Consider the following 23,990-nt stretch of genomic DNA (forward strand, 5'->3'; position numbering starts at 1 on the left):
ACTATCTACTATTCCGATTTAGGTATTTAGGCAATAGACTAAATACCGGAAGCGAAACGACAGAGGCAGGCGGTGATCGAAGACAATGCAGCGGATGGCGACACGGCTATCGGGGCAAGCAGCGCCATACAGCGCGTGTTCGAGGCGCTGTCATCGCAGCCGAGGCGCAAGATCCTCGCCTATCTCGCCCACTCCTCGCTGACCGCGGGCGAGATCGCGGCGCGCTTCGACATGTCGAAGCCGTCGATCTCGCAGCATCTGAGCATCCTGGAGACGGCCGGCCTCATCGCCAGGGAGCGGCAGGGACAATTCATCCGCTACTCGCTGGTCCAGAACAATCTGGTTAACACGCTGAACGGCTTCGTCCAGGACGTCTGTCCGGTATCACGCCCGATCAAAAGGGAGAGTAAGAATCTGGCGAGCGGCAAGGTCGATCCCAAGCCGGTAAAATAGTTGGACTGAGACTACATCCCCTGCGGGCCCCGGTTCATCGCCGCCACGCCGGTGCGGCAGATCTCGACCAGGCCGAGCGGCTTCATGATGGCGATGAACTGGTCGAGCTTCGAACCCTTGCCGGTAATCTCGAAGATGAAGTGCTCGGTGTTGGCGTCGATGACCGACGCGCGAAAAGCATCCGCCAGACGCAGCGCCTCGACGCGGGCTTCGCCAGTGCCGGCGACCTTGACCAGCGCCAGCTCGCGTTCCAGCGGCCGCTCCTGGCCGAACTCGTGCGAGCGCACGGTGAGATCGACGACGCGGTGCACCGGCACGATGCGCTCGAGCTGATGCTTGATCTGCTCCAGCACATGCGGCGTGCCGCGCGTCACGATGGTGATGCGTGACAGGTGCTTCTCGTGTTCGGTCTCGGAGACGGTGAGGCTCTCGATGTTATAACCGCGGCCGGAAAACAGGCCGATGACCCGGGCAAGCACGCCGGGCTCATTGTCGACCAGAACGGAGAGCGTGTGGTTCTCCGGCTTTTCCGTTTCCTTGGCGATGAAATAGGCGGAGCCGGTCGGTTGAAGCTGTGCGTTCATGACATGAATCTCGATTTCAGACTTTGAGCTAATTCTCTGTTTGCGCACGGCTTCTCGCGACAGCCCTGCCCCGGCTTGGACCTAGACCAGTTCCCTGCCCTTGGCGTCGATGGCGTTGGCCACGGCTTCGTCGGTCGCCTCGTCGGGCAGGAGCATTTCATTATGCGCCTTGCCCGACGGGATCATCGGGAAGCAGTTGGCGAGCGTCGCCACCCGGCAATCGAACAGCACCGGCTTCTTCACCGCGATCATCTCCTTGATCGCATCGTCCAACTCGTCCGGCTTCTCGCAACGAATGCCGTGGCCGCCATAGGCGTCAGCCAGCTTGACGAAGTCGGGCATCGCTTCGGTATAGGAATGCGACAGGCGGTTGCCGTGCAGCAGCTGCTGCCACTGACGCACCATGCCCATATACTGGTTGTTGAGGATGAAGATCTTGATCGGCGCATTGTGCTGCACCGCCGCGCTCATCTCCTGCATGGTCATCTGCACCGAGGCGTCGCCTGCGATGTCGATGACCAGCGCGTCCGGGTGCGCGATCTGCACGCCGAGCGCAGCCGGCAGACCGTAGCCCATCGTGCCCAACCCGCCCGACGTCATCCAGCGGTTCGGCTTCTCGAAATGATAGTGCTGCGCCGCCCACATCTGGTGCTGGCCGACCTCGGTGGTGATGTAGGTGTCCATGTCCTTGGTCAGTTCGTAGAGCCGCTGGATGGCATATTGCGGCATGATCACATCGTGGTTCATCTTGAACGCGAGCGAGTCACGCGCGCGCCATTTGGCGATCTGCTCCCACCAGGGATGGAGCGCCTTCTTGTCGGCCTTGGCGCTCGCCCGCCACAGCCGCACCATGTCCTCCAGCACCCGGCCGACATCGCCGATGATGGGCACTTCCGTGTGCACGTTCTTGTTGATCGACGATGGATCGATGTCGATGTGGATCTTCTTCGAGTTGGGCGAGAAGGCGGTCAGCCGTCCGGTGATGCGGTCGTCGAAGCGCGCGCCGATGCAGATCATCACGTCGCAATCATGCATCGCCATATTGGCTTCATAAGTGCCGTGCATGCCCAGCATGCCCATCCAGTTCTTGCCCGATGCCGGATACGCGCCGAGGCCCATCAGCGTCGAGGTGATCGGGAAGCCGGTGAGGTCGACCAGTTCGCGCAGAAGATGGCTGGCCTCCGGACCGGAGTTGATGAGGCCGCCGCCCGAATAGATGATCGGCTTCTTGGCGCTGGCCATCAGTTCGACGGCGGCCTTGATCTTTTCCAGGTCGCCCTGGACCTTCGGCTGGTAGCTGGTGCGCGGCGCCGCCTGCGGCGGCACATAGATGCCTTTGGCGAACTGCACATCCTTCGGAATGTCGACCACCACCGGGCCGGGGCGGCCGGTCGTCGCGACATGGAAGGCCTCATGGATGGTGGCGGCCAATTCGTTGACGTCCTTCACCAGCCAGTTGTGCTTGGTGCAGGGGCGCGTGATGCCGACCGTGTCGCACTCCTGGAACGCGTCGGAGCCGATCAGCGAAGTCGGCACCTGCCCGGTCAGGCAGACCAGCGGGATCGAATCCATCAGCGCATCCTGCAGCGGCGTCACCGCATTGGTGGCGCCCGGGCCGGAGGTCACCAGCATGACGCCGGCCTTGCCGGTCGAGCGGGCATAGCCTTCGGCCGCATGCCCTGCGCCTTGCTCGTGGCGGACGAGGATGTGCTCGACCTCGTCCTGCTGGAAGATTTCGTCATAGATCGGAAGCACCGCGCCGCCGGGATAGCCGAAGACATGCTTGACGCCATTGTCCTTCAGCGCCTGCACCACCATTTCGGCGCCAGTCATTTCCCTGTTTGGCATTTCGCGCCGTTCGTTCTGTCCGTTGCTCATCGGTCTGGTCCCGTACTTCTAGCCATGAGGCGATTGCTGGTCGTTTAGTCGTGTTTCGGGCAATAAAAAAGGCCCCCGATGGGAGCCTGTGTGTTGCGCATGGGAGGTTTTCGCCCGGCGGTTACACCGCCTTGCCCACGCGCTTTCCTACGAGAATGAGTGCCTTTTTCATCGTGGCGGACACTACGAGGGTGAAAGGCAAGGTGTCAACGGGAAAAACGCGCGATGCGAAAGACAAAGCAAGTGGCCCGCCGCCTCTGGTCGGCGGGCCACCGCGGCGCATACGATACCCCTCAATCGCACCGCGCCGGGAACAAGAGCCACTGCCGTGTCACGTCAGGATCAGCACGATCTTGTACGTATCCGGGTCGACGATGACGATGCGCCCGTCGGCCAGCACGAAGTACTCATAGGATTCGTAGGCCGGGACGATCTTGACAATGCGCGCCGGCAGACGGTGCAGGCGCACTTTGTGCCGCGGCACCTCGATGCCGACCGAAATGTCGAAGTCGACGTTCTTCACCGGCTCAACCCTGGTCTCGTGGATGATCTGCGTGACCTGCGTCTTCTGCTCGACGGTCACGTTGTTGATCGAGGCCGTATTGCCCTGGTCGGTCTGAACGTTTGTGTTGCCCTGAGCGTTCTGCTCGGTGGTGGTCCCGGCCTTGCCCTGGGCCTGCTGGTCCGTGCTGGTGCCGGTCTGGCCCTGAGCGTTCTGCTCGGTGCTGGTCCCGGCTTTGCCCTGAGCCTGCTTCTCGGTGCTGGTGCCGGTCTGGCCCTGAGCGTTCTGCTCGGTGCTGGTCCCGGCCTTGCCTTGGGCCTGTTCATCCGTCTTGAGCTTGGCCTTGCCCTGAGCCTGCTTCTCGGTGCTGGTGCCGGTCTGGCCCTGAGCATTCTGCTCGGTGCTGGTCCCGGCCTTGCCCTGGGCCTGTTCATCCGTCTTGAGCTTGGCCTTGCCCTGAGCCTGCTGATCGGTCGTGGCGCCGGCCTGACCCTGAGCATTCTGCTCGGTACTGGTCCCGGCCTTGCCCTGTGCCTGTTCATCCGTCTTGAGCTTGGCTTTGCCCTGAGCCTGCTGATCGGTCGTGGCGCCAGCCTGGCCCTGTGCATTCTGATCGGTCTGTGACTTCATCTTGCCTTGCGCCTGTTCTCCGGCCTTGCCGCCCTTCTGGCAATCGGCCGCGCCGGCGGCGCAGTTGTCGCCACCGCTCGGCTGCACGGCCTGGGTCTGGGCGATCGCGGCGCCGCACCCGACGCCAAGCGCAATCATGCTCGTGATCAACACATGTTTCATCTGCTTTCTCCTTAAAGAGTCGGTCCCTCAGCCTAGCCAACTCTGCCAAAAATACTTTGTTCCACATTTTGTGAATAAAATCGGGCTTCTAAGAAGACCAATGAATGTTGGCAGTAATTTTGCAACAATCACCTACAAATTGCATCAAACAATTTAATGCAACGCAACATTTTGTTTTTCCTGAGCTTGTGATCCCATAGCGATGACACCAGCCTCACAAGCTTAGAAGTACTCCCGTCGTCATGACCAGGATGGCTACCCCGAAAACAGGCAAGAGCAACCATCGTGCCTGATGGACGCTGTTGTCCATTAACGCCTCCCACAAGTGCTGATCTCAACGATGCCGAGAACCCTGTGTTCCGCCCTGAGGAGGCTCTAGGACCTCTACAGCCTGGCACCAGACTTTGGTCCCTCCCCCTATCGTCCATTGGCCCGATGACGCCCGGACCGAAGCCCCACACGGGAACGCAGCCGCGAAAAGCCCGTTCGGCTCCCGGTGTGTGCATCAACCTCATCAACACCACCCGTATCGGAATCGAGCTCGCGCAAGATGCATGAGCGTTGCTCGCATGAAGGAGAGAATCATGACGACCATGTACCAGTCGACCGCAATTGCCGGATTCTTGCTGCTCGCGAGCGCCGGCGTAGTTGCTGCTCAAGACGTCATCATCGCGCCGGAGCAGGAAACGGTTGTGCGCGAATACGTGAAAAAGCAGCCCCTTGCGTCGGTGAAGATTCCAGGTGTCGAATTGAACGTGGGGACCGCCATTCCCGACACGGTGGAACTGCATGAAGTGCCGAGCGTCAAGTATCGCTACGTTGTGGTCGACGGGCGAACCGTGCTGGTCGACCCCGGCACGCGGAAGATCGTCAAGATCATACAGTAACGCTGATCCCACCGCCGTTCCCCGCGGGTGGCGGTGGGATCATGCCCTGAATTGGCGGTTTCCCCAGCAATTCAACCTGGCGCTTGCTCGCACCATCGACCGTTCTAGATGTAGGATGGCTTAGGCATTTTGGCACGGCCAAAGCTCGCGGGGTCGGTTGAGACGTGCGCTACATTGATAGTCTCTATCAAAACTGGAACAGGCTATCGTTGGCTTGGCAGTTCATCATAGTCGGAAGCATTGGGCTGCTGTCGCTGATGCTGGTCGTCGGCCTATGGGTCACCTCGCAAATACGAGATGGAGTGATCCGCAACTCTGCAAGCACGACCGCGCTTTACGTCGACAGTGTCATCGCGCCAATCCTGCCGGATATGCGCAAAAGCCAGCAGCTCAGCGACACCGTTAAACGGGCACTCGATGAAACCCTGGACCAGGGTGCTCTCGGAAAAAAACTCGCGTCGTTCGTGCTTTGGCGGCGTGATGGCAAGGTGCTGTACGCCAAAGACGCGGCTCTTATCGGCCAGACCTTCGAGCCAAATGCGAACTTGCTGCATGCGTTCGATGGAAACGTGGTGGCGCAATTCAATGATCTGGACGAAAATGAAAGGAAGGAACGGAAGAGCCCCACCGCCTCGCTGCTCGAGATCTACAATCCGGTTCGAGAGCCGTGGTCGGGCGATGTTGTGGCCGTTTCCGAGTTCTACGAGATAGCCGACGATCTTCAGGGCACTTTAAACTCGGCACTATGGTCGAGCTGGCTGCTCGTGGCTGGCGCGACCGCGGTCGCCTTGGCGATGCTCTCGGGAATCGTGCTTCGCGGCAGCAGCACTATCGAAACGCAGCGTTCAGCGCTTGAGACACAAGTGGCGGAACTTCAGTTGCTTTTGGAGCAGAATTCCGCTTTGCGGGAGCGCGTCCAGCAGGCGTCGCGCCGCGCAACGGCAATCAACGAGCGTTACTTGCGCCGCATCGGGTCTGATTTGCATGACGGTCCAGCTCAGCTCGTCGCACTGGCTGCGCTGCGCATGGACAGCCCTTTGCTGCTCGATCCCGCCGCATCCCCAAGCCACCGCAAGACCGAGATCGCCGATATCCATCATACGTTGGACGAGGCGATGCGGGAGATCCGCGCCATCTGCACCGGCCTCGTGCTGCCACAGATCGAAGCTTCGACAGTCGCGGAGATATTGCGGCTTGCGGTTGCCGAACATGAACGCCGGACGGCCTCCTCCGTATCGCTTTCACTGCCACCTCGCCTGCCCGACCTGGGGACGTCCGAGAAAATAAGCATCTTTCGCTTCGCGCAGGAGGGGCTGAACAATGCCTGGCGACACGGTCTGGGCAAGGGGCAGGCTGTCAAGGCGAGAGTGACGCAGGGCAAGCTCCTCATTCAAGTGCTTGATCACGGCCCTGGATTCCAGTCGGGATCGTGTGAAGGACTTGGACTCGCCGGCATGAGGGAACGTATCGAAAGTATCGGAGGTCACTTCGAGACGTTTTCGAGCCCCAGAGGGACCCGGCTGACCATAACGCTCAACATCGAGGACCAGAAATGACCGCTCCCATAAGGATTGCCATTGTTGATGATCATCCGCTGTTTCGCGAGGGTGTGGCTCGCAGCCTCGCCGAAATCGGCGGCTTCGAAGTCGTTGGTGCGGGCGAAACCGCGACGGATGCCGAACAGCTTGCGGCCTTGGCAAATCCCGACATATTGCTGCTCGACATCAGTTTGCCGGGAGGGGGCCTAGCGGCAGCGGAAAATATTCTTGCAACTCAGCCTGACTGCAAGATCGTCATGCTCACCGTCTCGGAGGCGAACGCCGATTTGGCGACGGCGCTCAGGCTGGGCGTACGCGGATATGTGCTGAAAGGGATTGGGGCGGCATCGCTGGCCGAGGTGCTGACTTATATAGCCGCAGGAAAAAAATATGTTTCGCCGACCCTGTCAGCGCAGCTTTTGAATGAACTGATACGGCCGGAAAAGCGCACCACCGATCTCGTTGCCAATCTCTCGGGACGCGAGCTTGGGATAATCTCCTTGGTAGGCGAAGGACTGAGCAATAAAGAAGTCGCCAAACGTCTCAACCTGCAGGAGAAAACGGTAAAACACCACATGACTCGGATATTTCAAAAGCTAAAGGTGCGAAACCGCACCGAAGCAGCCATTCTTATGCACGCGCCCAAAACGGGTCTTGTATAGGGAGATCGGGGCTTGTCTGAAGGTCGGATGCTGGTTGGCGAACCAGCAGTCACAGCCCTTTCAGACGAGCAATGTCGGAGGCCCTTACGGCGCGTTCGACAATTGTCCTTCCAAGCGGATCCTTCATAGTGAAGCGGCCGGCCTCGATGCTTTCGCTGAATCCATCGCGATGCACGACCTGGATTTTGGCGCCCTGTACCGTCACCGTGTCGCCAGCGGCATTGACTTGGCTACTCGGAGCTTGGCTACCGGGGGCGTTGTCGCCGGCACCATTTTTTCCCTTTCCGTTGGCGTTGCCATTCCCGGCGTTGCCGCCTGAGCCATTACCATTACCACTACCGTTACCACCACCGTTACCATTGCCATTGTTTCCGCTCTTGGCGCTGGCAGCGGCGAATTCGATCTTGTAGCCGTCGACATGGCTCAACCGCAGACCAAGCACCGGCATCGTCACCGCAACCGCCGCGAATACGCGCAAGCTAAAGTACGCCCAGCGACGCACGGATGAAAACAGGGGCTGCCTTTCTCCATTCATGCCACCATCACATCATGATGTGTCACGGTATTCAAGAATGAACAGCCCAAAATTGCGGCTTACAAACGCTGAGGAAACTCTCCTTTCGTGCTTTCAGCTCGATTCTCAGACCTTCGTCTGAGTCAAATATACACCGAAGTCTGACCTACTGATCTTGGCCGCGCCGACGGATGTCGCAATAAAATCCACGGTGACAAGGCTCGTCACCGGTAGGGATCGGCAGCGAGGCGCGAGCGCCTGCGGCACGCAGACGCTTGCGGCAGGTCTCCGGCATACGGTTAGCGCATGCTCGCCGTCGAAGCGGTAGCACATGCCGGTCCTTCTCCGGATTATGATCAGGCGCGATTGGCGAAGTCGCGGACAACCCGTTGCAGCAGCGGCATGTAGTCGCGAAATGCCCGGGTCTTCATGTTGGCGATCTTGCCGGCCTCGTCCCAGATGCGGACCCGAACCGCTTCCTCGTGGAACGGGTTCTTGCGGAACTCGGCCACCTCTTCGGCGTTCATCGGCCCGCCTTGCAGCGACAGCGTGTGGACCGAGGCCTGCGACAGCCTGCCGAAATAGGTCGGGTCGGTAGCGCAGAGGTAGCGCTTGGCCGCGACATGCAGCCTGACGCATTCGACGATCACGGGTGGAAAGAACGGCGCCAGCACCTCGCCGCCGGCTTCGTCATGATGCTTGTCCTCGACATCGTCGGGCGAATAGGTGCCGAACTCGCTGGTGTAGTGGCCGATATCGTGCAGCAGTGCTGCCGCCACCAGCACATCGGGCGCGCCGTCCTTTTCGGCGAACCAGGCGCCCTGCAACATGTGCTCCGACATGGTGACGGGTTCGCCAAGATAGGATTCCGCCCCTCGGCGTTCGAAAATATCGGCGATGAATTCGACGATGGTGTCCGCGTTCAAATCCTGGCTGCTCATTCCGCGGCTTCCTTGAACTCGTGTTCGATCGCCGACAGCGTCGACAAAAGGCCATCCTTGTCGGCGTAGCAGCCCTGCAGCCAGCGCTTGCCGGCGCCGGAGAATTGCTTGCGGGCATGCATGACGCGGGTGTTATCGACGATGAAGGCCTGGCCTGCCTCGAGCTTGAAGGTCACTTCGAAGGACGGATCCTCGATCAGTTCGGCAAACCGGCGATAGGCGGCGTAGTAGGCCTCCATCTCCGCGAACGGCACATCGACCGTCGGCGCCAGCGAGCGGTTGTTGAAGCGGATGGCGATGAGTTCGCCATCAGGCCCCAGCTCGATCATCGGCCGCTTGGCCTGCAGCCGCACGCCCGACGAACCGGCATATTCGAAACGCGCCGGGTATGAACTTAACAGCCGGAAGCCTTCGGGGTTTTCGGCCTGCAGCGCGGCCGCCACGGCAAAACCATCGACGACGCTGGATTCGCCGCCCTCCACCGTGTTTTCGATGCAGGACAGGATCTGCAAGGTCGGCACCGGATCACGATAGGGGTTGTCGGTGTGCGCCTGCAGGCCAAGATTGGTGTAGGCCAGATTGGTTGGATTGACCTCGGCGCGCACCTCGAACCAGCGGCCGTAATTGGTCTCCCTGATATAGCCGAACAGATCGGACACTTTGCACAGCGCCCCGGATTCGGCCGGCAGATCGTCCATCACCGCGAAGCCGTAGGTCTTCACCGCCGACAGCCATTGCCGCAAGACGGCGCGGTCGCGGCTGGCCGCGACATAGCCGGCGCGCGGCACCAAATTCTGCATAGAGGCCCTGGTCCATCGCACGGTGCCCTCGCCTGTCCAGCCGGGCTGTCGGGCGGCATCGCGGTCATAGGCATTGGCGCTCAGCCATGCCGCAGGAAAGCGCACCGTCTTTCCCTCCGGTTCGAAACTGACTTCAAGCGCATCGCCCTTGATCGCGGCTGCGCCGATCTGCGTTTGCGCCGGAATGTCGAGAATGGTGATCAGCCGCTGGCCGTTGCCGGCGCTGCGCGTCTTGTCGTCGAGCGCATTGTCGCGCAACCACACGGCGTGAAAGCGAGTGCGCGCGCCGTCCTTCCACCCGAGGTCGATCGTTCTTCCTTCGTCGCCGATCAGCACCTGGGTAAGCATGGAGATCCGTTCCTGTCCGCTGCGCCCCGCAGCCAACTCCGCAGGGTTTCCGGTTGCATCGTGATGATGTTGAAGGCATAACTCAAATTATCATTTTGCGGCCAAAGGCCATAAACTGTTTATGCCTCAAACAACCCTGCCCTTGCCGCCGCTCGACTGGCTGCGGAGTTTCGAGGCCGCCGCGCGGCTGTCGAATTTCACCGCCGCCGCGGCCGAGCTTGGCCTGACCCAGGCTGCGGTCAGCCAGCACATCCGTTCTCTCGAAGAGCGGTTGAAGCAGCCGCTGTTCATCCGTCTGGCGCGCGGCGTCGAATTGACGCCAGAGGGTGCCGCCTACCTGCCGCATCTGCAATCGGCCTTCGCCGTGATCGCCAACAGCACGCGCGAGCTGTTCGAACCCAAGACCGTCCAGAACGTGACGATCCGCTCGCCGATTTCCTTTGCCGTGCTGATGATCGCGCCAAAGCTGCCGCAAATGGCCAAGGACCTGCCCTTCGTCCAGCTGCAGATCGAGACCATCCACACACCGGCCGATTACGGCGAGCGCTTTGTGGGTCTCGACATCCGATTCGGCATTGGCTCCGGCTCCTTTGCCGGACGGCAGGCCGACCGCCTCACCCGCGAAACCTTGACGCCGATGGCGTCGCCAAATGTCGCCAAGGCCAAGGATTGGACAGGATTGCCGAGACTTACAGTGGTCGGCGCGCGGGAAATGTGGGGCGAATGGTTCGCCGTCGCTCGGATGAAGCCGGCGCTCGGGCCGACGCACAAATTCGACAGTTTCGTTACCGCACTGGAGGCGGCGAAGCACGGCGCCGGCATGGTGCTGGGATCGCGACCGTTGGCCGACGCGGCACTGCGCGAAGGATCTCTCGTCACCCTGTCCGGCTTTACGCTGTCGAGCGGTGCCGGCCACTATCTGACCGCACCTTCGGGCGCGCATCTGAGCCCGGCCGAAGAAGCGGTCCGCCGCTGGTTCGCAACGGTCTTCGGCGTCCCGATTTCCCGATAAGCCCCTGAATACGCGGCAAACTATTGAACGACGTGACGCGGCGCATAATTTGCCGCGATACTGCGACAGGCCGGACGTCAAGCTTCGGCAGGGTTCCGCTCGCTACAGGCGGCCAGGAAAAATCGCGGAGGAAATTCAATGCTCGACAAGGCCCCCAACAAGAAGCTTTCCGACCTGCTCGATCGCTTCGGCGCGGCACTCACCGCCGGCGACCTCGACAAGGCGGTCGCCTGCTTCCAGGAGGATTGTTTTTGGCGCGATCTTGTTACCTTCACCTGGAACATCAAGACGATGGAAGGCCGCGATCAGGTGCGCGACATGCTGGTCAGCCAGTTGGCCAGGACCAAACCGTCGAACTGGGCGATCGCCAGGGGCGAGGGTGCCACGGAAAGCGACGGCGTGCTCGACGGCTGGATCAGTTTCGAGACGTCCGTGGCGCGCGGCTTCGGCCACGTCCGGCTGAAGGACGGCAAGATCTGGACGCTGCTCACCACCATGGTCGAGCTGAAGGGCCATGAGGAGCCGGCCGGTTTCGACCGCCCGCTCGGCGCCAAGCACGGCCATGGCAAGAACCGCCCGACCTGGAAGGAGGAGCGCGAGAAGGAGGCCGCCGAGCTCGGCTTCAAGACGCAGCCCTATACGCTCATCATCGGCGGCGGCCAGGGCGGCATCGCGCTCGGCGCGCGGCTGCGGCAGCTCGGCGTGCCGACCATCATCGTCGAGAAGAACGAACGGGCCGGCGACAGCTGGCGCAAGCGCTACAAATCGCTCTGCCTGCACGATCCGGTCTGGTACGACCATCTGCCCTATATCGACTTTCCCAGGAACTGGCCGGTCTTCGCGCCCAAGGACAAGATCGGCGACTGGCTGGAAATGTACGCCAAGGTAATGGAGCTGAACTACTGGTCGTCGACCGAGCCATGAGCGCTGTCTATGACGAAGGGAAGAAGGAATGGACGGTGTTGGTGCGCCGCGACGGCAAGGACATCACGCTGAAGCCGAAGCAATTGGTGCTGGCCACGGGGCAATCCGGCAAGGCCAACATGCCGAACTTCAAGGGCATGGACACATTCAAGGGCGACCAGCATCACTCCTCGAAGCATCCGGGACCCGATGCCTATGTCGGCAGACAAGCTGTCGTCATCGGCTCGAACAACTCCGCCCACGACATTGCAGCAGCCCTTTGGGAGGCCGGCGCCGACGTCACCATGGTGCAGCGCTCGACCACGCATATCGTCAAGTCGGACACGCTGATGGAGATCGGCCTGGGCTCGCTCTATTCGGAAAAGGCGGTCGCGAGCGGTATGACCACAGCCAAGGCCGACCTCGTCTTTGCCTCCCTGCCCTACAAGATCCTGCACGAATTCCAGATCCCGGCCTATGCCGAGATGAAGAAGCGCGACGACAAATTCTACAAGGGCCTGGAGAAGGCCGGCTTCATGCTTGACTGGGGCGATGACGGCTCCGGCCTGTTCATGAAATATCTGCGGCGCGGCTCGGGCTATTACATCGATGTCGGCGCATCCGACCTGATCATCGACGGGTCGATCAAGCTGAAAAGCGGTGTCGACGTGAAGGAGATCAAGGCGCACTCCGTTCTGCTCTCCGACGGATCGGAACTGCCGGCCGATCTCATCGTCTACGCCACCGGCTACGGTTCGATGAATGGCTGGGCGGCCGATTTGATCTCACGGGAGGTCGCAGACAAGGTCGGCAAATGCTGGGGCCTCGGCTCCAACACCACCAAGGACCCAGGCCCCTGGGAAGGCGAGCTGCGCAACATGTGGAAGCCGACGCAGCAGGAGGCGCTGTGGTTCCATGGCGGCAATTTGCACCAGTCGCGCCATTACTCCCAGTTCCTGGCGCTGCAGCTGAAGGCGCGCATGGAAGGCATCGCGACGCCGGTCTACGCGCTGCAAGAGGTTCATCACAAGGGTTAGGCAGCGCCGCCGATGCGCTTCCAGTAGATGAGCGTGCCGGTCAGCCCGCCATGCGGTTTCAGGGCAAAGTCCGGTATTTCGCCAGTGAGCGTGAAGCCGAGTTTTTCGTAAAGGCCGGAAGCGCCCTCCTCGGTTGCGGTGTCCAGCACCAGAAGCGTGCGGCCTTTCTCGACGGCGAGCGTTTCGGCCGCCCGCATCAGCCGGCTCGCTATGCCCTTGCCGCGGTGTTCGACGCGGGTCATCAGCTTGGCGATCTCGGCCCGGTGCGGCTGATTGACCGGGAAGTCGAGCAGCAAGGTGACGGTGCCGACCAACGCGTCGCCATACCAAGCGCCCAGCACCGCTCTTTCGCCTCTCTCTGCTGCCATCAACGAGTTGCTCCAGAAGGTTTCCGCCGCTTGCCTGGATAAGGGATGCATGAAGCTGACGGAGCCGCCGGCCGCGACCGTCTCGATCAGGAGGTCGGCCAGCATGTCGCGTGTTTCCGCAGTCAGCGACCTGATTTCGATGGGACTCACCTGCACTTTCCCTTCCTAATCCAGACGCGCGACGCGGCGCCGCTTTCGTCTCGCCTTGATCGCGGCGATGCGATCGGTGTCTTTCGGCTGCAGATGCAGCCCGCGTTCGAGGATTTCGAGCGTGTATTCCTCATAGGTCAGGCCAAGCCGCTCGGCCTTTTCCATGCGCATCAGCATCACGTCACGGCTTGGCGCCTTCCACGCCTTGGCATGCGCTGCCTGCCAGGCCAGGAAGATGTAGGGATCGCCCTTGCCCCATGGCGGACCCTTGTAATCATCGAGCGGCGGTCCGCCATTGTCGGAGCGCTTGGGACGTCTTGCCACGATTTCAGCCCCTGACCAGCGCGACCAGGTATTCAGCTGGCTGCGGTCCGACGGCATGGAACGTGCAGTCCGACGGCGCGCCGAGCGCCAGGCAGTCGCCGGGCTCGAGACTATGCACCATATCACCCTCGGTGAATTCGAGCCGCCCGGAGATCAGCCACATCTGCTGCTTGATGAAGGCATAGGACGCCGCCGGGAAGCTCACACTGGCGCCCGCCGGCAACTGCACCCGGATCAATTCGAGCGGCGTGTCGGAAACCGGCGACAAATGCCGGCGGACATAGCCCGTACCGGGGTCGCGCCAAACCGGCTGCTCACTCTCGCGCAGCAGGCCGCCACCTTGCTGCTCGGCGCGCGCAATCAGCGTCGACAGCGTCATGCCAAAGGCAGCGGCGATGCGCACCAGCAGCGCCGCCGTCGGGCTGGTCATGCCGCGCTCGATAGTGCTGAGCATGGCTTTGGAGACGCCGGAGCGGTTCGCCAGGTCGGCCAACGACCAGTCCCGCAAGGCTCTTTCGGCATGGATCCGTCTGCCGATCGTAGCCGACATGTCATTCGCTATATCAGTCATTCGTCCAATATATCGAATCTTCGGATTGGGGGAAGAGGCCGGCCGGTTGAATTTTCGCTGACGGGTTAACCCCTGCTACACCATCCCGCATCACGCCACCTTAACCCCGTCTGTGTAGGATCGAGGCTCCACGGGAATGGGGATCGGATCGTATGTTTGTCGAGCGCGAAGCCTCCGTCGGCGAACCGACCTCGCAGGAGCGCCGCCGCGCAGAGCAGAGCGACAAGCGCATTCTCGGCAACGTCGTGCAGTGCGACGGTGCGCGCGCCACCATCAGCGCCTATGCCGACGACATCGAAGGAGCGGTCACCGGCCTGTGGACCGTCGGCAAGATGATCTCCATCAATCTCGGGACATCGCGCACCGTTGGTCTGGTCTACGAGATCGGCAAGTCGGATCGCGCCTGGAGCAATGAGGGACAAAACCCCATCGAGGTCAGCGTCGAGCTGATCGGCGAAGTGCGCGACGGCGCCGAACCGGGGGCCAAACCGGTGTTCGACCGCGGCATCACCACCTATCCTCATATCGGCGCCATAGCGCACCGCATCCGTACCCGTGATCTGCAGGCGGTCTACGATCTCGCCGGGCGTCATTCGATCACCATCGGTACGCTGTCGCAGGATGAGTCGATCGACGCCAACATCGCTATCGACGACACGCTGGCGCGCCATTTTGCCGTTGTCGGCACAACCGGCGTCGGCAAATCCACCGCCGTCTCGCTGCTGCTGCGCAAATCGATCGCGGCCCGGCCCGATCTGCGAATCCTCATCCTCGATCCGCACAATGAATTCGCGGCGTCGCTGCCTGAGTTCTGCGTCCGGGTCGATTCCAAGACGCTTGACCTGCCGTTCTGGATGTTCAGGCTCGAAGAATTCGCCGAAGTGCTGTTTCGCGGCCGAGAGGTCGTGCCGGAAGAAGTCGATGTCCTGCGCGACCTGATCCCCGCCGCCAAGAACCTCTATCGCAATCCCAATTCAGGCTCTTACGTGCGCCGCGGCAGCGATGCGCTGACCGCCGACACGCCGGTGCCCTACCGCATGGTCGATCTCATCAAGCAGATCGACGAGCGCATGGGCCTCCTGGAAAGCAAGAACGACCGCCCGACGCTGAAATCGCTGAAGACGCGCATCGAATCCGCCGCGTCCGACCCGCGCTATCGCTTCATGTTCAATTCGCGGCTGATCGAGGACACGATCCACGAGACGATCGGCAATATTTTCCGTGTGCCGCATCATGGCCGTCCGGTGACCTGCTTCGAGATGGCCGGCATGCCGTCCGAAGTGGTCAATTCCGTCTGTTCGGTGCTGGCTCGGCTCGCCTTCGACCTTGCGCTGTGGAGCGAGGGCCGGCTGAAGCTTTTGCTGCTGTGCGAGGAAGCGCACCGCTATATGCCGGCCGATCCGCGCCTAGGCTTCGCGCCGACAAGGCATGCACTGTCGCGCATCGCCAAGGAAGGCCGCAAATATGGCTGCTATCTCGGCGTCGTCACCCAGCGCCCGGGTGAACTCGATCCGACCATCCTGTCGCAATGCTCGACCTTCTTCGCCATGCGGCTGGCCAACGAGCAGGACCAGGCGATCATCCGCTCGGCGATCGCCGATTCCTCCGCCTCGACGCTGGCCTTTCTGTCCTCCATGGGCCAGCGCGAAGCCATCGCCTTCGGTGAAGGCGTGGCGACGACCATGCGGCTGAAGTTCGAAAAACTGGCGGAGAACCTGATCCCCGGCACCGCCAAGCGAGAGCAGGACGAGTTCTCGCAGGACGGCAACGACGTCGATCTCGCCGCCATCGTCGAGCGGCTGCGCAACGTGCCGAAACCGCAGCAGCAGATGGCCTTCGCCGAGGTCGTGGACTCTGGCCGCCAGGCCGGCGATCCCGATTACCGCAAGCCGGCCACCGCCCAGCGCGTCCAGCCCGACGACGATTTCGACCTGCGCTACGGCCTCAAGCCCACAACCTTCGGCATGCGCCCGCAGAACGATTAGTCCTGCATCAAGTTCTCTGGAAGCTTTCCGACAAGATGCGTCGAGCGTTCGAGATTGCGGCCGGGTAGGTCCGCTTGGGTAAATCCCGTCAGAAAATTCGTCAGGCTGAGTCGATTGGTGTCGTTTTCGAGAACCGGAGCGGAGCGGACATCAAGTCCGTGAGCACCGGAAGCGCAGAAAACGGCGCCAGGCGGCCAGCCTCACGAATTTAATGCCGGGATTTCAGGCGCAGACGCGGTTGCGGCCTTGCCTCTTCGCCTCGTAGAGCTGGCGGTCGGCGCGGCGGTAGAATTCCTCGGCGGTTTCCTTCCGATCCCAGACGGCGAGTCCGACGCTGGTGGTGATCTTGAGGCGGACATTGCCCGACAGCACCAACATGTTGGCAATCGCTTTGCGGATGCGTTCGGCGAACTTCCCCAACAACTCCGCATCCATGTTGGGCGTGACGACGGCGAACTCCTCGCCCCCAAGCCGCGCCACCACATCGTGGTAGCGCGTCATGCCTTTGAGGCAATTGGCGACGGCCCTAAGCACCTCGTCGCCGACATCGTGGCCATGCGTGTCGTTAACCTGCTTGAAATGATCGAGGTCGAGGATCATGAGCCCGACGGGCTTTTCGATGCGGCGGAATTCCTCGAGATATTCCTTCAGCGCATCATCGAAATAGCGCCGGTTCTGCATGCCGGTAAGGCCGTCGGTCAATGCCGCATGTTGCAGCGTTTCCGAGCGGGCGCTGAGCGAAACCGTCATGGCGCGCAGCTTGCCCTCTTCCGTCGCCTGCCTACGGATCAGCGGGTAGATGAAGAACACGCCGAAGAACAGCGCTGTCGCCAGCAGCACCCCGGTGACAAACAGCAGCGTGTTGAGATAGGCGATCCGCTCGACCCGGGAAGTCGTATCGTGACCGACCGCGATGGACTGCAATTGACCATAGGCATAAAGCGTCACCAGGCCTGCGGCCAGGATCACGAAAATAAAGACGAAAAATGCGGATTCCGCCTTGTGGAAACGCATCTGCTCCCCGTTGGAAAAGTACCCGCCGGATCTATGGCATGCCGGCGCCTTACGGACGGTTAATCCAGACAACCGGAGCGGGAATGTTCATTCCTACTTCTGTTTCTTTAATTGTATTGGCAGCACGAAAATCAAATCACGGTTTGCAGGCCGTCGCCGGGCTGCAATCTCAGCCATTCCGGTCCCAGCTGATGGCGAAACCACGTCGTTTGCCGTTTGGCATATTGCCGCGTCGCTGCCTTGCAGCGCTCGATGGCCTGGGGAAAGCTGATGTCACCCGCCATGGCAGCCGAAAGTTCGCGAACCCCGATCGCCTTCATCGCCGGCAGGTCGGGATCGAGGCCAAGCGCCGCAAGCCGTTTGACCTCATCGAGCGCGCCGAGATCGAGCATGCGGTCGAACCTTGTTTCGATCCGCTCGACAAGGGTGGCGCGGTCCGGCTCGATAACGAAGAACCGAGCGCTGTCGCGGTCGATCAGCGGCCGGCCGCGCGCTGCCTGCCATTCGAGGATGGAGCGGCCGGATGCATCGAGCACCTCCAGCGCCCGCACGATGCGCTGGCCGTCGGTCGGCTTCAGCTGCATGGCGACCGCCGAATCCTCATGCATCAGGATGCGGTGCAGCTTGGCTGCGCCTTGCTCCTTTAACTCGTAGCGCCAGCGGTCGCGTACCTGCTGCGGAACGTCGGGCATTTCCGAAATGCCCTCGGCAAGTGCGCGAAAATAGAGCCCGGTGCCGCCGACGAAAATCACCGGACGTTCAAAGCCGGCGTTATCGGGCTGTCGGGCGAGCGTGCCGTCATCGATCAGCTTCATCGCGTCGCGCAGCCAGGCGCCGGTGGAATAGGCGGTGGAGGGATGCACATGGCCATAGAGAAAGTGCGGCGCGCGGCCGAGTTCGGCAGCGCTCGGCCGCGCCGTCAGCACATCGAGCACCGAATAGCCCTGCATGGAATCGGTGTTGACGATGACGCCGCCCTTGCGCTCGGCGAGATCGAGCGCCAGCGCCGACTTGCCGCTGGCTGTCGGCCCGGCTATCAGGATCGCGTTCTTCACGCGGCCCTCGCCCGCCTGCCCGCCCTCGCCTAGCTGCTTGGAAGTCTCGATGCCGCTCATTGCCACGCTTGTGTCTCACCCCGTCCGCCGCGCGATGTCGGCCTCGCTTGCGAATATGGCCTCACGGTCGGTCGGCGCAAGCGCTGTTCGCTGGCTGGGCGAAGGCGTCGCCTGCGATCTGGTGTTGCCCGAGGGGGCAGAAGCCGCTGAGGCAAGTGCGGCCTTGCGCACAGCACTTGGCTCCGAGCCGGTCGACGTTATCGTCCAGCAGGCCGAAAGCCGCCGCAAGACAATCCTGCTTGCCGATATGGATTCAACCATGATCGACCAGGAATGCATCGACGAACTCGCCGACGAGATCGGCGTCAAGGACCGCGTTGCCGCCATCACGGCACGCTCGATGAACGGCGAGATCGCTTTCGAGCCGGCGCTGCGTGAACGCGTGGCGCTGCTGAAAGGCCTCGATGCCGCCGTCGTCGACCGCATCATCGCGAACCGCCTGACGCTGGCGTCGGGCGGCCGCGCTCTGGTGCAGACGATGCGCGCCAATGGCGCCTGGACGGCGCTTGTCTCCGGCGGCTTCGACGTCTTCACCAGCCGTGTCGCCGCCATGCTCGGCTTCGAGGAAAACCGTGCCAACCGCCTGATCGAGGAGAACGGGCGCTTTGCCGGCCTGGTCGCCGAGCCGATCCTCGGCCGCGCCGCCAAGGCCGATACGCTGAACGATATCTCGGCCCGCCTCGGCCTGACGCCATTCGATGCGATTGCGGTCGGCGACGGCGCCAACGACCTCGACATGATCCGCCTGGCCGGCACCGGTGTCGCGCTCCACGCCAAGCCGGCCGTTGCTGCCGAAGCCAAGGTCCGCATCGACCATGGCGATCTCACCGCGCTGCTTTATCTCCAGGGCTACCGCCAGGAAGAGTTCGCCCAATGAAACCGATGCGCACCGAGCGCCTCATCCTGCGCAACTGGGAAGACCGCGATCGCGAACTCTTCCACCGCATCAATTCGGACGAGCGGGTGATGGAATTCTTTCCGTTCCGCCGCGACCGCGCCGAGACGGATGCCAAGATGGACGAGTTTCGGGGCTGGATCGCCGAGGACGGCTTTGGTTTTGCCGCCGCCGAGATCGCCGCGACTGGGGAATGCATCGGCTTCGTCGGTCTCTTAAAGACCGATCACGTGCCGTCCCTGCCTTCCGATACGATCGAGATCGGCTGGCGGTTGGCGCCGGAATTCTGGCGCAAGGGCTATGTCACGGAGGCCTCCGAAGCCTGGCTCGCCTTTGGCTTCGAAACGCTTGACCGCGACGAGATCGTCTCCTTCGCCGTCGCGGCCAACCGCCGCTCGACGGCCGTGATGGAGCGTCTTGGCATGAGCCCTGACCCGGCTCGCGATTTCGACCACCCATCCATCCCTGACAGCCACCCGCACCTCAAGCGGCATGTCCTCTACAAACTGTCGCGCACGGACTGGCAGGCACGAAAAAGGGCGGCTCGCTAGCCGCCCTTTCCCTGAAGACAATCGGTTATGGGGCTTTCCGGACTCAATCCATCCGGATCGTCACGAAGCGCAACTCGCCTGTCTTGGACGCCAGCATCAAGAGCGCATTCTTGCGGCCCTGCTCCTTCAGCGCGCCGATCCGGTCCATCACGTCCTTCGGGGTCGCGACCGATTCCTGGGCGATTTCGGTGATCACCTCGCCGGCCTGGATGCCGCGCTCGGCGGCGGCCGAATCCTTGGTGACGTCGGTGATGACGACGCCGGAGACGTCGGCCGCGATGCCGAATTTTTTCCGTGTGTCGTCATTGAGCTCGCCGACGGTCATGCCGAGCACCGAGGCCGTGGAGACCGCGGGCGCCTTGTCGCCGCCCTTGTCCTCATCGGTAGTGCCGTCCTCACCGGCAGCGACCTTCTCGCCGTCCTCAAGCCGGCCGAGCGTCACCTTCACCGTCTGCTCGACCCCCTTGCGCACGATGATCACGTCGACCGCCTTGCCGACCGGGCTTTCCGCCACGACGCGCGGCAGGTCGCGCATTTCATGGATGTCCTTGCCATCGAACTTGATGATGACGTCGCCGGCGAGAATTGTGCCGTTGTCGACCGGTCCGCCCTTGATGACGCCGGCCACCAGCGCGCCCTTGGCGGTCGCCATGCCGAGGCTCTCGGCGATGTCGTCGGTCACCGGCTGGATGCGCACGCCGAGCCAGCCGCGACGGGTCTCGCCGAACTGGCGCAGCTGGTCGACGACGCCCGAGGCAAGCTGCGAGGGGATGGAGAAACCGATGCCGATCGAGCCGCCCGACGGCGAGATGATCGCCGTGTTGATACCGATGACCTCGCCCAGGCTGTTGAACAGCGGCCCGCCGGAATTGCCGCGGTTGATGGCGGCGTCGGTCTGGATGAAGTCGTCGTAGGGGCCGGAATTGATGTCGCGGTTGCGGGCCGAGACGATGCCGACCGTCACCGTGCCGCCAAGGCCGAACGGATTGCCGATCGCCATCACCCAGTCGCCGACGCGCATCTTGTTGGAATCGCCGAACTTCACCGCCGTCAGCTTGTGGCCCTTCGGGTCGACCTTGAGCACCGCCACGTCGGTCTTGGTGTCGGTGCCGACCAGCGTCGCCTTGAGCGTCACGCCGTCGGAGAAATTCACCTCGATATCGTCTGCATCGGCGATGACGTGGTTGTTGGTGACGACAATGCCTTGCTCGGCGTCGACTACGAAGCCGGAGCCCAGCGACTGCACCTTTTGCGCGCCGCCATCCTTGTCGCCGCCACGGTTCTTGAAGAAGTCGTCGAAGAAATCCTGGAACGGCGAACCCTCGGGCAGCTGCGGCATCGGCACCGCGCCCGGACCTTCCGTGCCCTTCACGGTCTGCGAGGTCGAGATGTTGACCACCGCACCGAGCAGGCCTTCGGCGAGGTCGGCAACCGAAGCCGGTCCGTCCGCGGCCACCGTCGGCGTCACCAAAGCCGGAACGGCAAGCGCGCCGACCATAAGTGCCGCAGCACCTGCGATGAACGTCCGCCGCGCCGCGCGCAGAAGGGTGTTGGATGTCATCGAAAGCCTCCCGGATTGCTGAAAAGAAAAAGCGCTTCGGCAAAACGCCGCGTCGCGTCATGTTGGCAAGAAATACGGCACGTTTGCGGCTATGGCCACATCAGGAGGATAAATCCTCCGTTACACCCTAGAGCGGTTCGCCGTTTCGCGGAAACGGCGAACCGTTCAATCCCTTTGCTTTTACGCAATTCCGGACGGAAAACCGCTCACACTTTCCTGGAATTGCAGATCAGCGGTCCTCAGCCACGCACCAACCAGACGATGCCGACGCCGATGGCGATCGCCACCAGCCCGACGATGCGCAGCGCAATTTCCGGCGTCGACAGCACTTCGCCGGCAAGACGTTTGGCAAGGCCGGGAAAGCCGCCATAGACCAGGCCCTCGACAACGAGGACCAGGCCTATGGCCGCAAGGAAATCCTGCACCGCCCTACTGGGCGGGTGCAGGTTGTGCAGCCGGCGCGGCAGGTGCCGTCGCCGGCGCGGCAGGTGCCGTCGCCGGCGCGGCAGGTGCCGTCGCCGGAGCCGCAGGCGCCGCCGGCTTCGCGTCCGTCCCGTCCGGATTGCGGAAGAAGCGGAAGAACTCCGAGTTCGGCGACAGCACCATCGTCGTCCCGGAGTTGTCCAGCGCCGTGCCATAGGCATTCATCGACCGGTAGAAGTCGAAGAACGCCGGATCGCGTTTGTAGGCGTCGGCAAAGGTCGCGCTGCGCTGGGCTTCACCTTCACCTCGCAGGATTTCCGATTCCTTGCGCGCTTCGGCGACGATTTCCACCACTTCGCGGTCGGCGCGGGCGGTGATGCGCTGCGCGGCCTCTTTGCCGCGTGCCCTCAGCCGTTCGGCCTCGGCCAAACGTTCGGCCTTCATGCGGTCGAAGGTCTGCTGCGAAACCTCGGCCGTCAGATCGGTTCGGCGGATGCGCACATCCTCGATCTGCAGGCCGAGCGAGGTGGCGTCGGGCCGAAGCTGATCGCGCACTTCGCGCATCATCACGGCCCGCTCTTCCGAAAGCGCCGCCTCGAAGTCGCGCAGACCGTAGACACGGCGCAGCGCCGCATCGAGACGCGTCCTCAGTCGTGCTTCGGCCAGTGTGATCTGACCGGACACGGCTGAGCGGAACACCCGCGGATCCGAGATGCGGTACGCGATGAAAGCGTCGACCTCGTAGAACTTGCCGCCCGAAACCTGGACGCGGATGTTGTCGAGATCGAAGCGCAGCACCCTGTTTTCGATCAACTGCACGCTGTCGGCGTCGAAGAAGGCGAAAGGCGCCTTGAAATAGATGCCGGGTTCATTCTTGACGTCGACGATCTCGCCGAACCGCAGCACGAGCGCCTGCTGGCGCGCGTTGACCACGAAGACCGAGGAGTAGAGCAGGAACAGAAGCACGGCCGCGATGACCGCGATGATGGGAAGACGATTGGCCATCACTGGGCTCCTCCCGTCGTCGCAGGCGCCGGCGCCTTCGGCTGCAGTGCCGGCAGCGGCAGATAGGGAACGACCCCTTGTCCATTGCCCTGTTCGACGATGACCTTGTTGGAATCCTTCAGCACCTTCTCCATCGTTTCCAGATAAAGCCGCCGGCGCGTCACGTCGGGCGCCTTGGCGTATTCGTCATAGACCGAGATGAAGCGCTGCGCCTCACCTTCGGCTTCCTGGACGACACGGTTCTTGTAGGCTGCCGCGTCCTCGCGGATCTGCGCCGCGGCGCCACGCGCCTGGCCGAGCTTCTGGTTGGAATACTGGTTGGCCTGCTCGACGAACTTGTCTTCGTCCTGCTCGGCGCGCTGCACTTCGTCGAACGCGTCGGCCACTTCACGCGGCGGCGCCGCGTCCTCGATCGAGACCGCGTTGACGTTCAGGCCGGCCTTGTAGCCGTCAAGCGTCGTCTGGATGATTTCACGCACCGACGCCGCAATGCCCTGACGGTCGTCGCGGAAGATGTCCTGCGCCGGTCGCCGGCCGACCGCTTCACGCATGGCGCTTTCAGCGACCTGCTGCAGCATGCCTTCGGGATCGGAGACGTCGAACAGATAGGCCCGCGGATCGGAGACCTGGTAGGCCACCGAGAACTGGACGTTGACGATATTCTGGTCGCCGGTCAGCATCAGCCCGGAGGTGTTGCCGCTGGTCGCGCCGCCACCACCGATATCGACGAGCTGTTCGGCGATGTTGGCCGTCTCGACGGTTTCGACCGGCCACCAATGGAAATGCAGACCCGGCTGCGACAGCTCCGCCTTCGGCTTGCCGAAGCGCAGCTCGACCGCAACCTCGTCCGGCTGCACGGTGTAGACCGCCTTGAACGCCCACAGCACGATCAGAGCCGCTGCGATCAGCGCAAAGACGGCCGGGCTGGCGCCGCCGCCACCGGGCAGCGCGCGCCGCAGCCGGTCCTGGCCGCGGCGGATGATGTCTTCGAGATCGGGAGGTGACCCCGGCGGGCCGCTAGGCCCCTTCGGTCCCTGCCCCCAGGGTCCCTGATTGTTGCCGCCGCCGCCGCCCCATGGGCCGCCGCCACCGCCGCTCTTGTCGTTCCAGGGCATGAATGTCCTTTCGCTTGGAATTCCCTCGGCGCCGGCGTTGCGGCGCAAAATCCAGTTGTTCT

General features: G+C 62.4%; 23 protein-coding genes and 1 pseudogene. 9 read left to right on the forward strand and 15 right to left on the reverse strand.

Features of this window, described 5'->3' with window-relative positions; translation table 11 throughout:
• The first annotated feature begins 72 nt into the window (after nucleotides 1-72).
• Nucleotides 73-453 (forward strand): metalloregulator ArsR/SmtB family transcription factor, encoded by a 381-nt coding sequence (locus tag AC3CCE_RS22495; protein WP_023702997.1) that lies wholly within the window; start codon nucleotides 73-75, stop codon nucleotides 451-453.
• Nucleotides 454-464: 11 nt separating this feature from the next.
• On the opposite strand, the gene ilvN is transcribed toward AC3CCE_RS22495, so the two are convergent.
• From ilvN to AC3CCE_RS22510, 3 genes are all read right to left on the reverse strand, one after another.
• Nucleotides 465-1,037, reverse strand: coding sequence for an acetolactate synthase small subunit (gene ilvN / locus AC3CCE_RS22500; RefSeq protein WP_023668352.1), 573 nt, complete (start codon nucleotides 1,035-1,037; stop codon nucleotides 465-467).
• A gap of 81 nt (nucleotides 1,038-1,118) precedes the next feature.
• Nucleotides 1,119-2,915, reverse strand: a complete 1,797-nt coding sequence (locus AC3CCE_RS22505; RefSeq protein WP_352626211.1) for an acetolactate synthase 3 large subunit — start codon at nucleotides 2,913-2,915, stop codon at nucleotides 1,119-1,121.
• Nucleotides 2,916-3,246: 331 nt separating this feature from the next.
• Nucleotides 3,247-4,209: a DUF1236 domain-containing protein gene (locus tag AC3CCE_RS22510; protein WP_023668350.1), complete on the reverse strand. Its 963-nt coding sequence runs from the start codon at nucleotides 4,207-4,209 to the stop codon at nucleotides 3,247-3,249.
• Between the two features lie 584 nt (nucleotides 4,210-4,793).
• On the opposite strand from AC3CCE_RS22510, the gene AC3CCE_RS22515 reads away from it, so the two are divergent.
• From AC3CCE_RS22515 to AC3CCE_RS22525, 3 genes are all read left to right on the forward strand, one after another.
• Entirely contained in the window at nucleotides 4,794-5,096 is a 303-nt protein-coding gene (locus tag AC3CCE_RS22515) for a DUF1236 domain-containing protein (protein WP_023731684.1), read from the forward strand.
• Nucleotides 5,097-5,260: 164 nt separating this feature from the next.
• Nucleotides 5,261-6,652, forward strand: coding sequence for a sensor histidine kinase (locus tag AC3CCE_RS22520; RefSeq protein WP_352626210.1), 1,392 nt, complete (start codon nucleotides 5,261-5,263; stop codon nucleotides 6,650-6,652).
• Nucleotides 6,649-7,296, forward strand: coding sequence for a LuxR C-terminal-related transcriptional regulator (locus tag AC3CCE_RS22525; protein ID WP_023668347.1), 648 nt, complete (start codon nucleotides 6,649-6,651; stop codon nucleotides 7,294-7,296). Before AC3CCE_RS22520 ends, AC3CCE_RS22525 begins: the two co-directional genes overlap by 4 nt.
• 49 nt (nucleotides 7,297-7,345) lie before the next feature.
• Here the strand turns inward: AC3CCE_RS22525 and AC3CCE_RS22530 are convergent, their stop codons facing one another.
• The 3 genes from AC3CCE_RS22530 to tmpA form a co-directional block, all read right to left on the reverse strand.
• Nucleotides 7,346-7,774 carry a hypothetical protein gene (locus AC3CCE_RS22530; protein ID WP_023699032.1) on the reverse strand — a complete coding sequence of 143 codons (429 nt, stop codon included), beginning with the start codon at nucleotides 7,772-7,774 and terminating at the stop codon, nucleotides 7,346-7,348.
• 392 nt (nucleotides 7,775-8,166) lie between these two features.
• Nucleotides 8,167-8,751 carry a (R)-1-hydroxy-2-trimethylaminoethylphosphonate oxygenase gene (gene tmpB / locus AC3CCE_RS22535; protein ID WP_023725324.1) on the reverse strand — a complete coding sequence of 195 codons (585 nt, stop codon included), beginning with the start codon at nucleotides 8,749-8,751 and terminating at the stop codon, nucleotides 8,167-8,169.
• The gene (gene tmpA, locus AC3CCE_RS22540; protein WP_352626209.1) at nucleotides 8,748-9,899 is read right to left on the reverse strand and encodes a 2-trimethylaminoethylphosphonate dioxygenase; all 1,152 of its coding nucleotides are present in this window, start codon (nucleotides 9,897-9,899) and stop codon (nucleotides 8,748-8,750) included. Before tmpA ends, tmpB begins: the two co-directional genes overlap by 4 nt.
• A 121-nt stretch (nucleotides 9,900-10,020) precedes the next feature.
• Between tmpA and AC3CCE_RS22545 the strand changes: the two genes are divergently transcribed.
• Complete coding sequence (locus AC3CCE_RS22545) at nucleotides 10,021-10,911, forward strand: LysR family transcriptional regulator (RefSeq protein ID WP_352626208.1); 891 nt, start codon at nucleotides 10,021-10,023, stop codon at nucleotides 10,909-10,911.
• Between the two features lie 138 nt (nucleotides 10,912-11,049).
• A pseudogene (locus AC3CCE_RS22550) lies at nucleotides 11,050-12,851 on the forward strand (NAD(P)/FAD-dependent oxidoreductase).
• On the opposite strand, the gene AC3CCE_RS22555 reads toward AC3CCE_RS22550, so the two are convergent.
• Genes AC3CCE_RS22555 through AC3CCE_RS22565 form a run of 3 tightly spaced genes read right to left on the reverse strand, consistent with a single transcriptional unit; the run spans nucleotide 12,848 to nucleotide 14,264 of the window.
• Nucleotides 12,848-13,369, reverse strand: a complete 522-nt coding sequence (locus tag AC3CCE_RS22555) for a GNAT family N-acetyltransferase (protein WP_352460259.1) — start codon at nucleotides 13,367-13,369, stop codon at nucleotides 12,848-12,850. The pseudogene AC3CCE_RS22550 and the gene AC3CCE_RS22555 sit on opposite strands and share 4 nt — an antisense overlap.
• Nucleotides 13,370-13,384: 15 nt before the next feature.
• Nucleotides 13,385-13,693 carry a hypothetical protein gene (locus AC3CCE_RS22560; RefSeq protein ID WP_023682084.1) on the reverse strand — a complete coding sequence of 103 codons (309 nt, stop codon included), beginning with the start codon at nucleotides 13,691-13,693 and terminating at the stop codon, nucleotides 13,385-13,387.
• Between the two features lie 4 nt (nucleotides 13,694-13,697).
• The gene (locus AC3CCE_RS22565) at nucleotides 13,698-14,264 is read right to left on the reverse strand and encodes a helix-turn-helix domain-containing protein (protein WP_023817975.1); all 567 of its coding nucleotides are present in this window, start codon (nucleotides 14,262-14,264) and stop codon (nucleotides 13,698-13,700) included.
• A gap of 152 nt (nucleotides 14,265-14,416) precedes the next feature.
• Between AC3CCE_RS22565 and AC3CCE_RS22570 the strand changes: the two genes are divergently transcribed.
• Nucleotides 14,417-16,249 (forward strand): ATP-binding protein, encoded by a 1,833-nt coding sequence (locus AC3CCE_RS22570; protein WP_352626207.1) that lies wholly within the window; start codon nucleotides 14,417-14,419, stop codon nucleotides 16,247-16,249.
• 222 nt (nucleotides 16,250-16,471) lie between these two features.
• Here the strand turns inward: AC3CCE_RS22570 and AC3CCE_RS22575 are convergent, their stop codons facing one another.
• Together AC3CCE_RS22575 and miaA are read right to left on the reverse strand one after the other, a co-directional pair.
• Complete coding sequence (locus AC3CCE_RS22575; RefSeq protein WP_352626206.1) at nucleotides 16,472-17,263, reverse strand: GGDEF domain-containing protein; 792 nt, start codon at nucleotides 17,261-17,263, stop codon at nucleotides 16,472-16,474.
• 131 nt (nucleotides 17,264-17,394) lie between these two features.
• Nucleotides 17,395-18,378, reverse strand: coding sequence for a tRNA (adenosine(37)-N6)-dimethylallyltransferase MiaA (gene miaA / locus AC3CCE_RS22580; protein ID WP_352626205.1), 984 nt, complete (start codon nucleotides 18,376-18,378; stop codon nucleotides 17,395-17,397).
• On the opposite strand from miaA, the gene serB reads away from it, so the two are divergent.
• Both serB and AC3CCE_RS22590 read left to right on the forward strand, forming a co-directional pair.
• Complete coding sequence (serB, locus tag AC3CCE_RS22585) at nucleotides 18,368-19,255, forward strand: phosphoserine phosphatase SerB (protein WP_352626204.1); 888 nt, start codon at nucleotides 18,368-18,370, stop codon at nucleotides 19,253-19,255. The two genes, miaA and serB, sit on opposite strands and share 11 nt — an antisense overlap.
• Entirely contained in the window at nucleotides 19,252-19,824 is a 573-nt protein-coding gene (locus AC3CCE_RS22590; RefSeq protein WP_023744631.1) for a GNAT family N-acetyltransferase, read from the forward strand. The genes serB and AC3CCE_RS22590 overlap by 4 nt, the downstream gene beginning before the upstream one ends.
• Before the next feature lie 43 nt (nucleotides 19,825-19,867).
• On the opposite strand, the gene AC3CCE_RS22595 is transcribed toward AC3CCE_RS22590, so the two are convergent.
• From AC3CCE_RS22595 to hflK, 4 genes are all read right to left on the reverse strand, one after another.
• Nucleotides 19,868-21,385, reverse strand: a complete 1,518-nt coding sequence (locus tag AC3CCE_RS22595) for a DegQ family serine endoprotease (protein WP_023753511.1) — start codon at nucleotides 21,383-21,385, stop codon at nucleotides 19,868-19,870.
• Nucleotides 21,386-21,624: 239 nt separating this feature from the next.
• Nucleotides 21,625-21,810, reverse strand: coding sequence for a DUF2065 domain-containing protein (locus tag AC3CCE_RS22600; protein WP_023668333.1), 186 nt, complete (start codon nucleotides 21,808-21,810; stop codon nucleotides 21,625-21,627).
• A gap of 4 nt (nucleotides 21,811-21,814) precedes the next feature.
• A complete protein-coding gene (gene hflC, locus AC3CCE_RS22605) occupies nucleotides 21,815-22,813 on the reverse strand; it encodes a protease modulator HflC (RefSeq protein WP_286457240.1) in 999 nt (332 codons plus the stop codon).
• Nucleotides 22,813-23,928: an FtsH protease activity modulator HflK gene (gene hflK / locus AC3CCE_RS22610; protein ID WP_352626203.1), complete on the reverse strand. Its 1,116-nt coding sequence runs from the start codon at nucleotides 23,926-23,928 to the stop codon at nucleotides 22,813-22,815. The genes hflC and hflK overlap by 1 nt, the downstream gene beginning before the upstream one ends.
• Nucleotides 23,929-23,990: the final 62 nt, after the last annotated feature.

The organism is Mesorhizobium sp. P160187, from assembly GCF_057766425.1.

Bases quoted from the DNA above. Each gene is read 5' to 3' on its own strand.
- ilvN (WP_023668352.1), bottom strand. From the start codon at position 1,037: ATGAACGCACAGCTTCAACCGACCGGCTCCGCCTATTTCATCGCCAAG.
- AC3CCE_RS22505 (WP_352626211.1), bottom strand. From the start codon at position 2,915: ATGAGCAACGGACAGAACGAACGGCGCGAAATGCCAAACAGGGAAATG.
- AC3CCE_RS22510 (WP_023668350.1), bottom strand. From the start codon at position 4,209: ATGAAACATGTGTTGATCACGAGCATGATTGCGCTTGGCGTCGGGTGC.
- AC3CCE_RS22515 (WP_023731684.1), top strand. From the start codon at position 4,794: ATGACGACCATGTACCAGTCGACCGCAATTGCCGGATTCTTGCTGCTC.
- AC3CCE_RS22525 (WP_023668347.1), top strand. From the start codon at position 6,649: ATGACCGCTCCCATAAGGATTGCCATTGTTGATGATCATCCGCTGTTT.
- tmpB (WP_023725324.1), bottom strand. From the start codon at position 8,751: ATGAGCAGCCAGGATTTGAACGCGGACACCATCGTCGAATTCATCGCC.
- tmpA (WP_352626209.1), bottom strand. From the start codon at position 9,899: ATGCTTACCCAGGTGCTGATCGGCGACGAAGGAAGAACGATCGACCTC.
- AC3CCE_RS22545 (WP_352626208.1), top strand. From the start codon at position 10,021: ATGCCTCAAACAACCCTGCCCTTGCCGCCGCTCGACTGGCTGCGGAGT.
- AC3CCE_RS22565 (WP_023817975.1), bottom strand. From the start codon at position 14,264: ATGACTGATATAGCGAATGACATGTCGGCTACGATCGGCAGACGGATC.
- AC3CCE_RS22570 (WP_352626207.1), top strand. From the start codon at position 14,417: ATGTTTGTCGAGCGCGAAGCCTCCGTCGGCGAACCGACCTCGCAGGAG.
- AC3CCE_RS22575 (WP_352626206.1), bottom strand. From the start codon at position 17,263: ATGCGTTTCCACAAGGCGGAATCCGCATTTTTCGTCTTTATTTTCGTG.
- serB (WP_352626204.1), top strand. From the start codon at position 18,368: ATGCCGCTCATTGCCACGCTTGTGTCTCACCCCGTCCGCCGCGCGATG.
- miaA (WP_352626205.1), bottom strand. From the start codon at position 18,378: ATGAGCGGCATCGAGACTTCCAAGCAGCTAGGCGAGGGCGGGCAGGCG.
- AC3CCE_RS22590 (WP_023744631.1), top strand. From the start codon at position 19,252: ATGAAACCGATGCGCACCGAGCGCCTCATCCTGCGCAACTGGGAAGAC.
- AC3CCE_RS22595 (WP_023753511.1), bottom strand. From the start codon at position 21,385: ATGACATCCAACACCCTTCTGCGCGCGGCGCGGCGGACGTTCATCGCA.
- hflC (WP_286457240.1), bottom strand. From the start codon at position 22,813: ATGGCCAATCGTCTTCCCATCATCGCGGTCATCGCGGCCGTGCTTCTG.
- hflK (WP_352626203.1), bottom strand. From the start codon at position 23,928: ATGCCCTGGAACGACAAGAGCGGCGGTGGCGGCGGCCCATGGGGCGGC.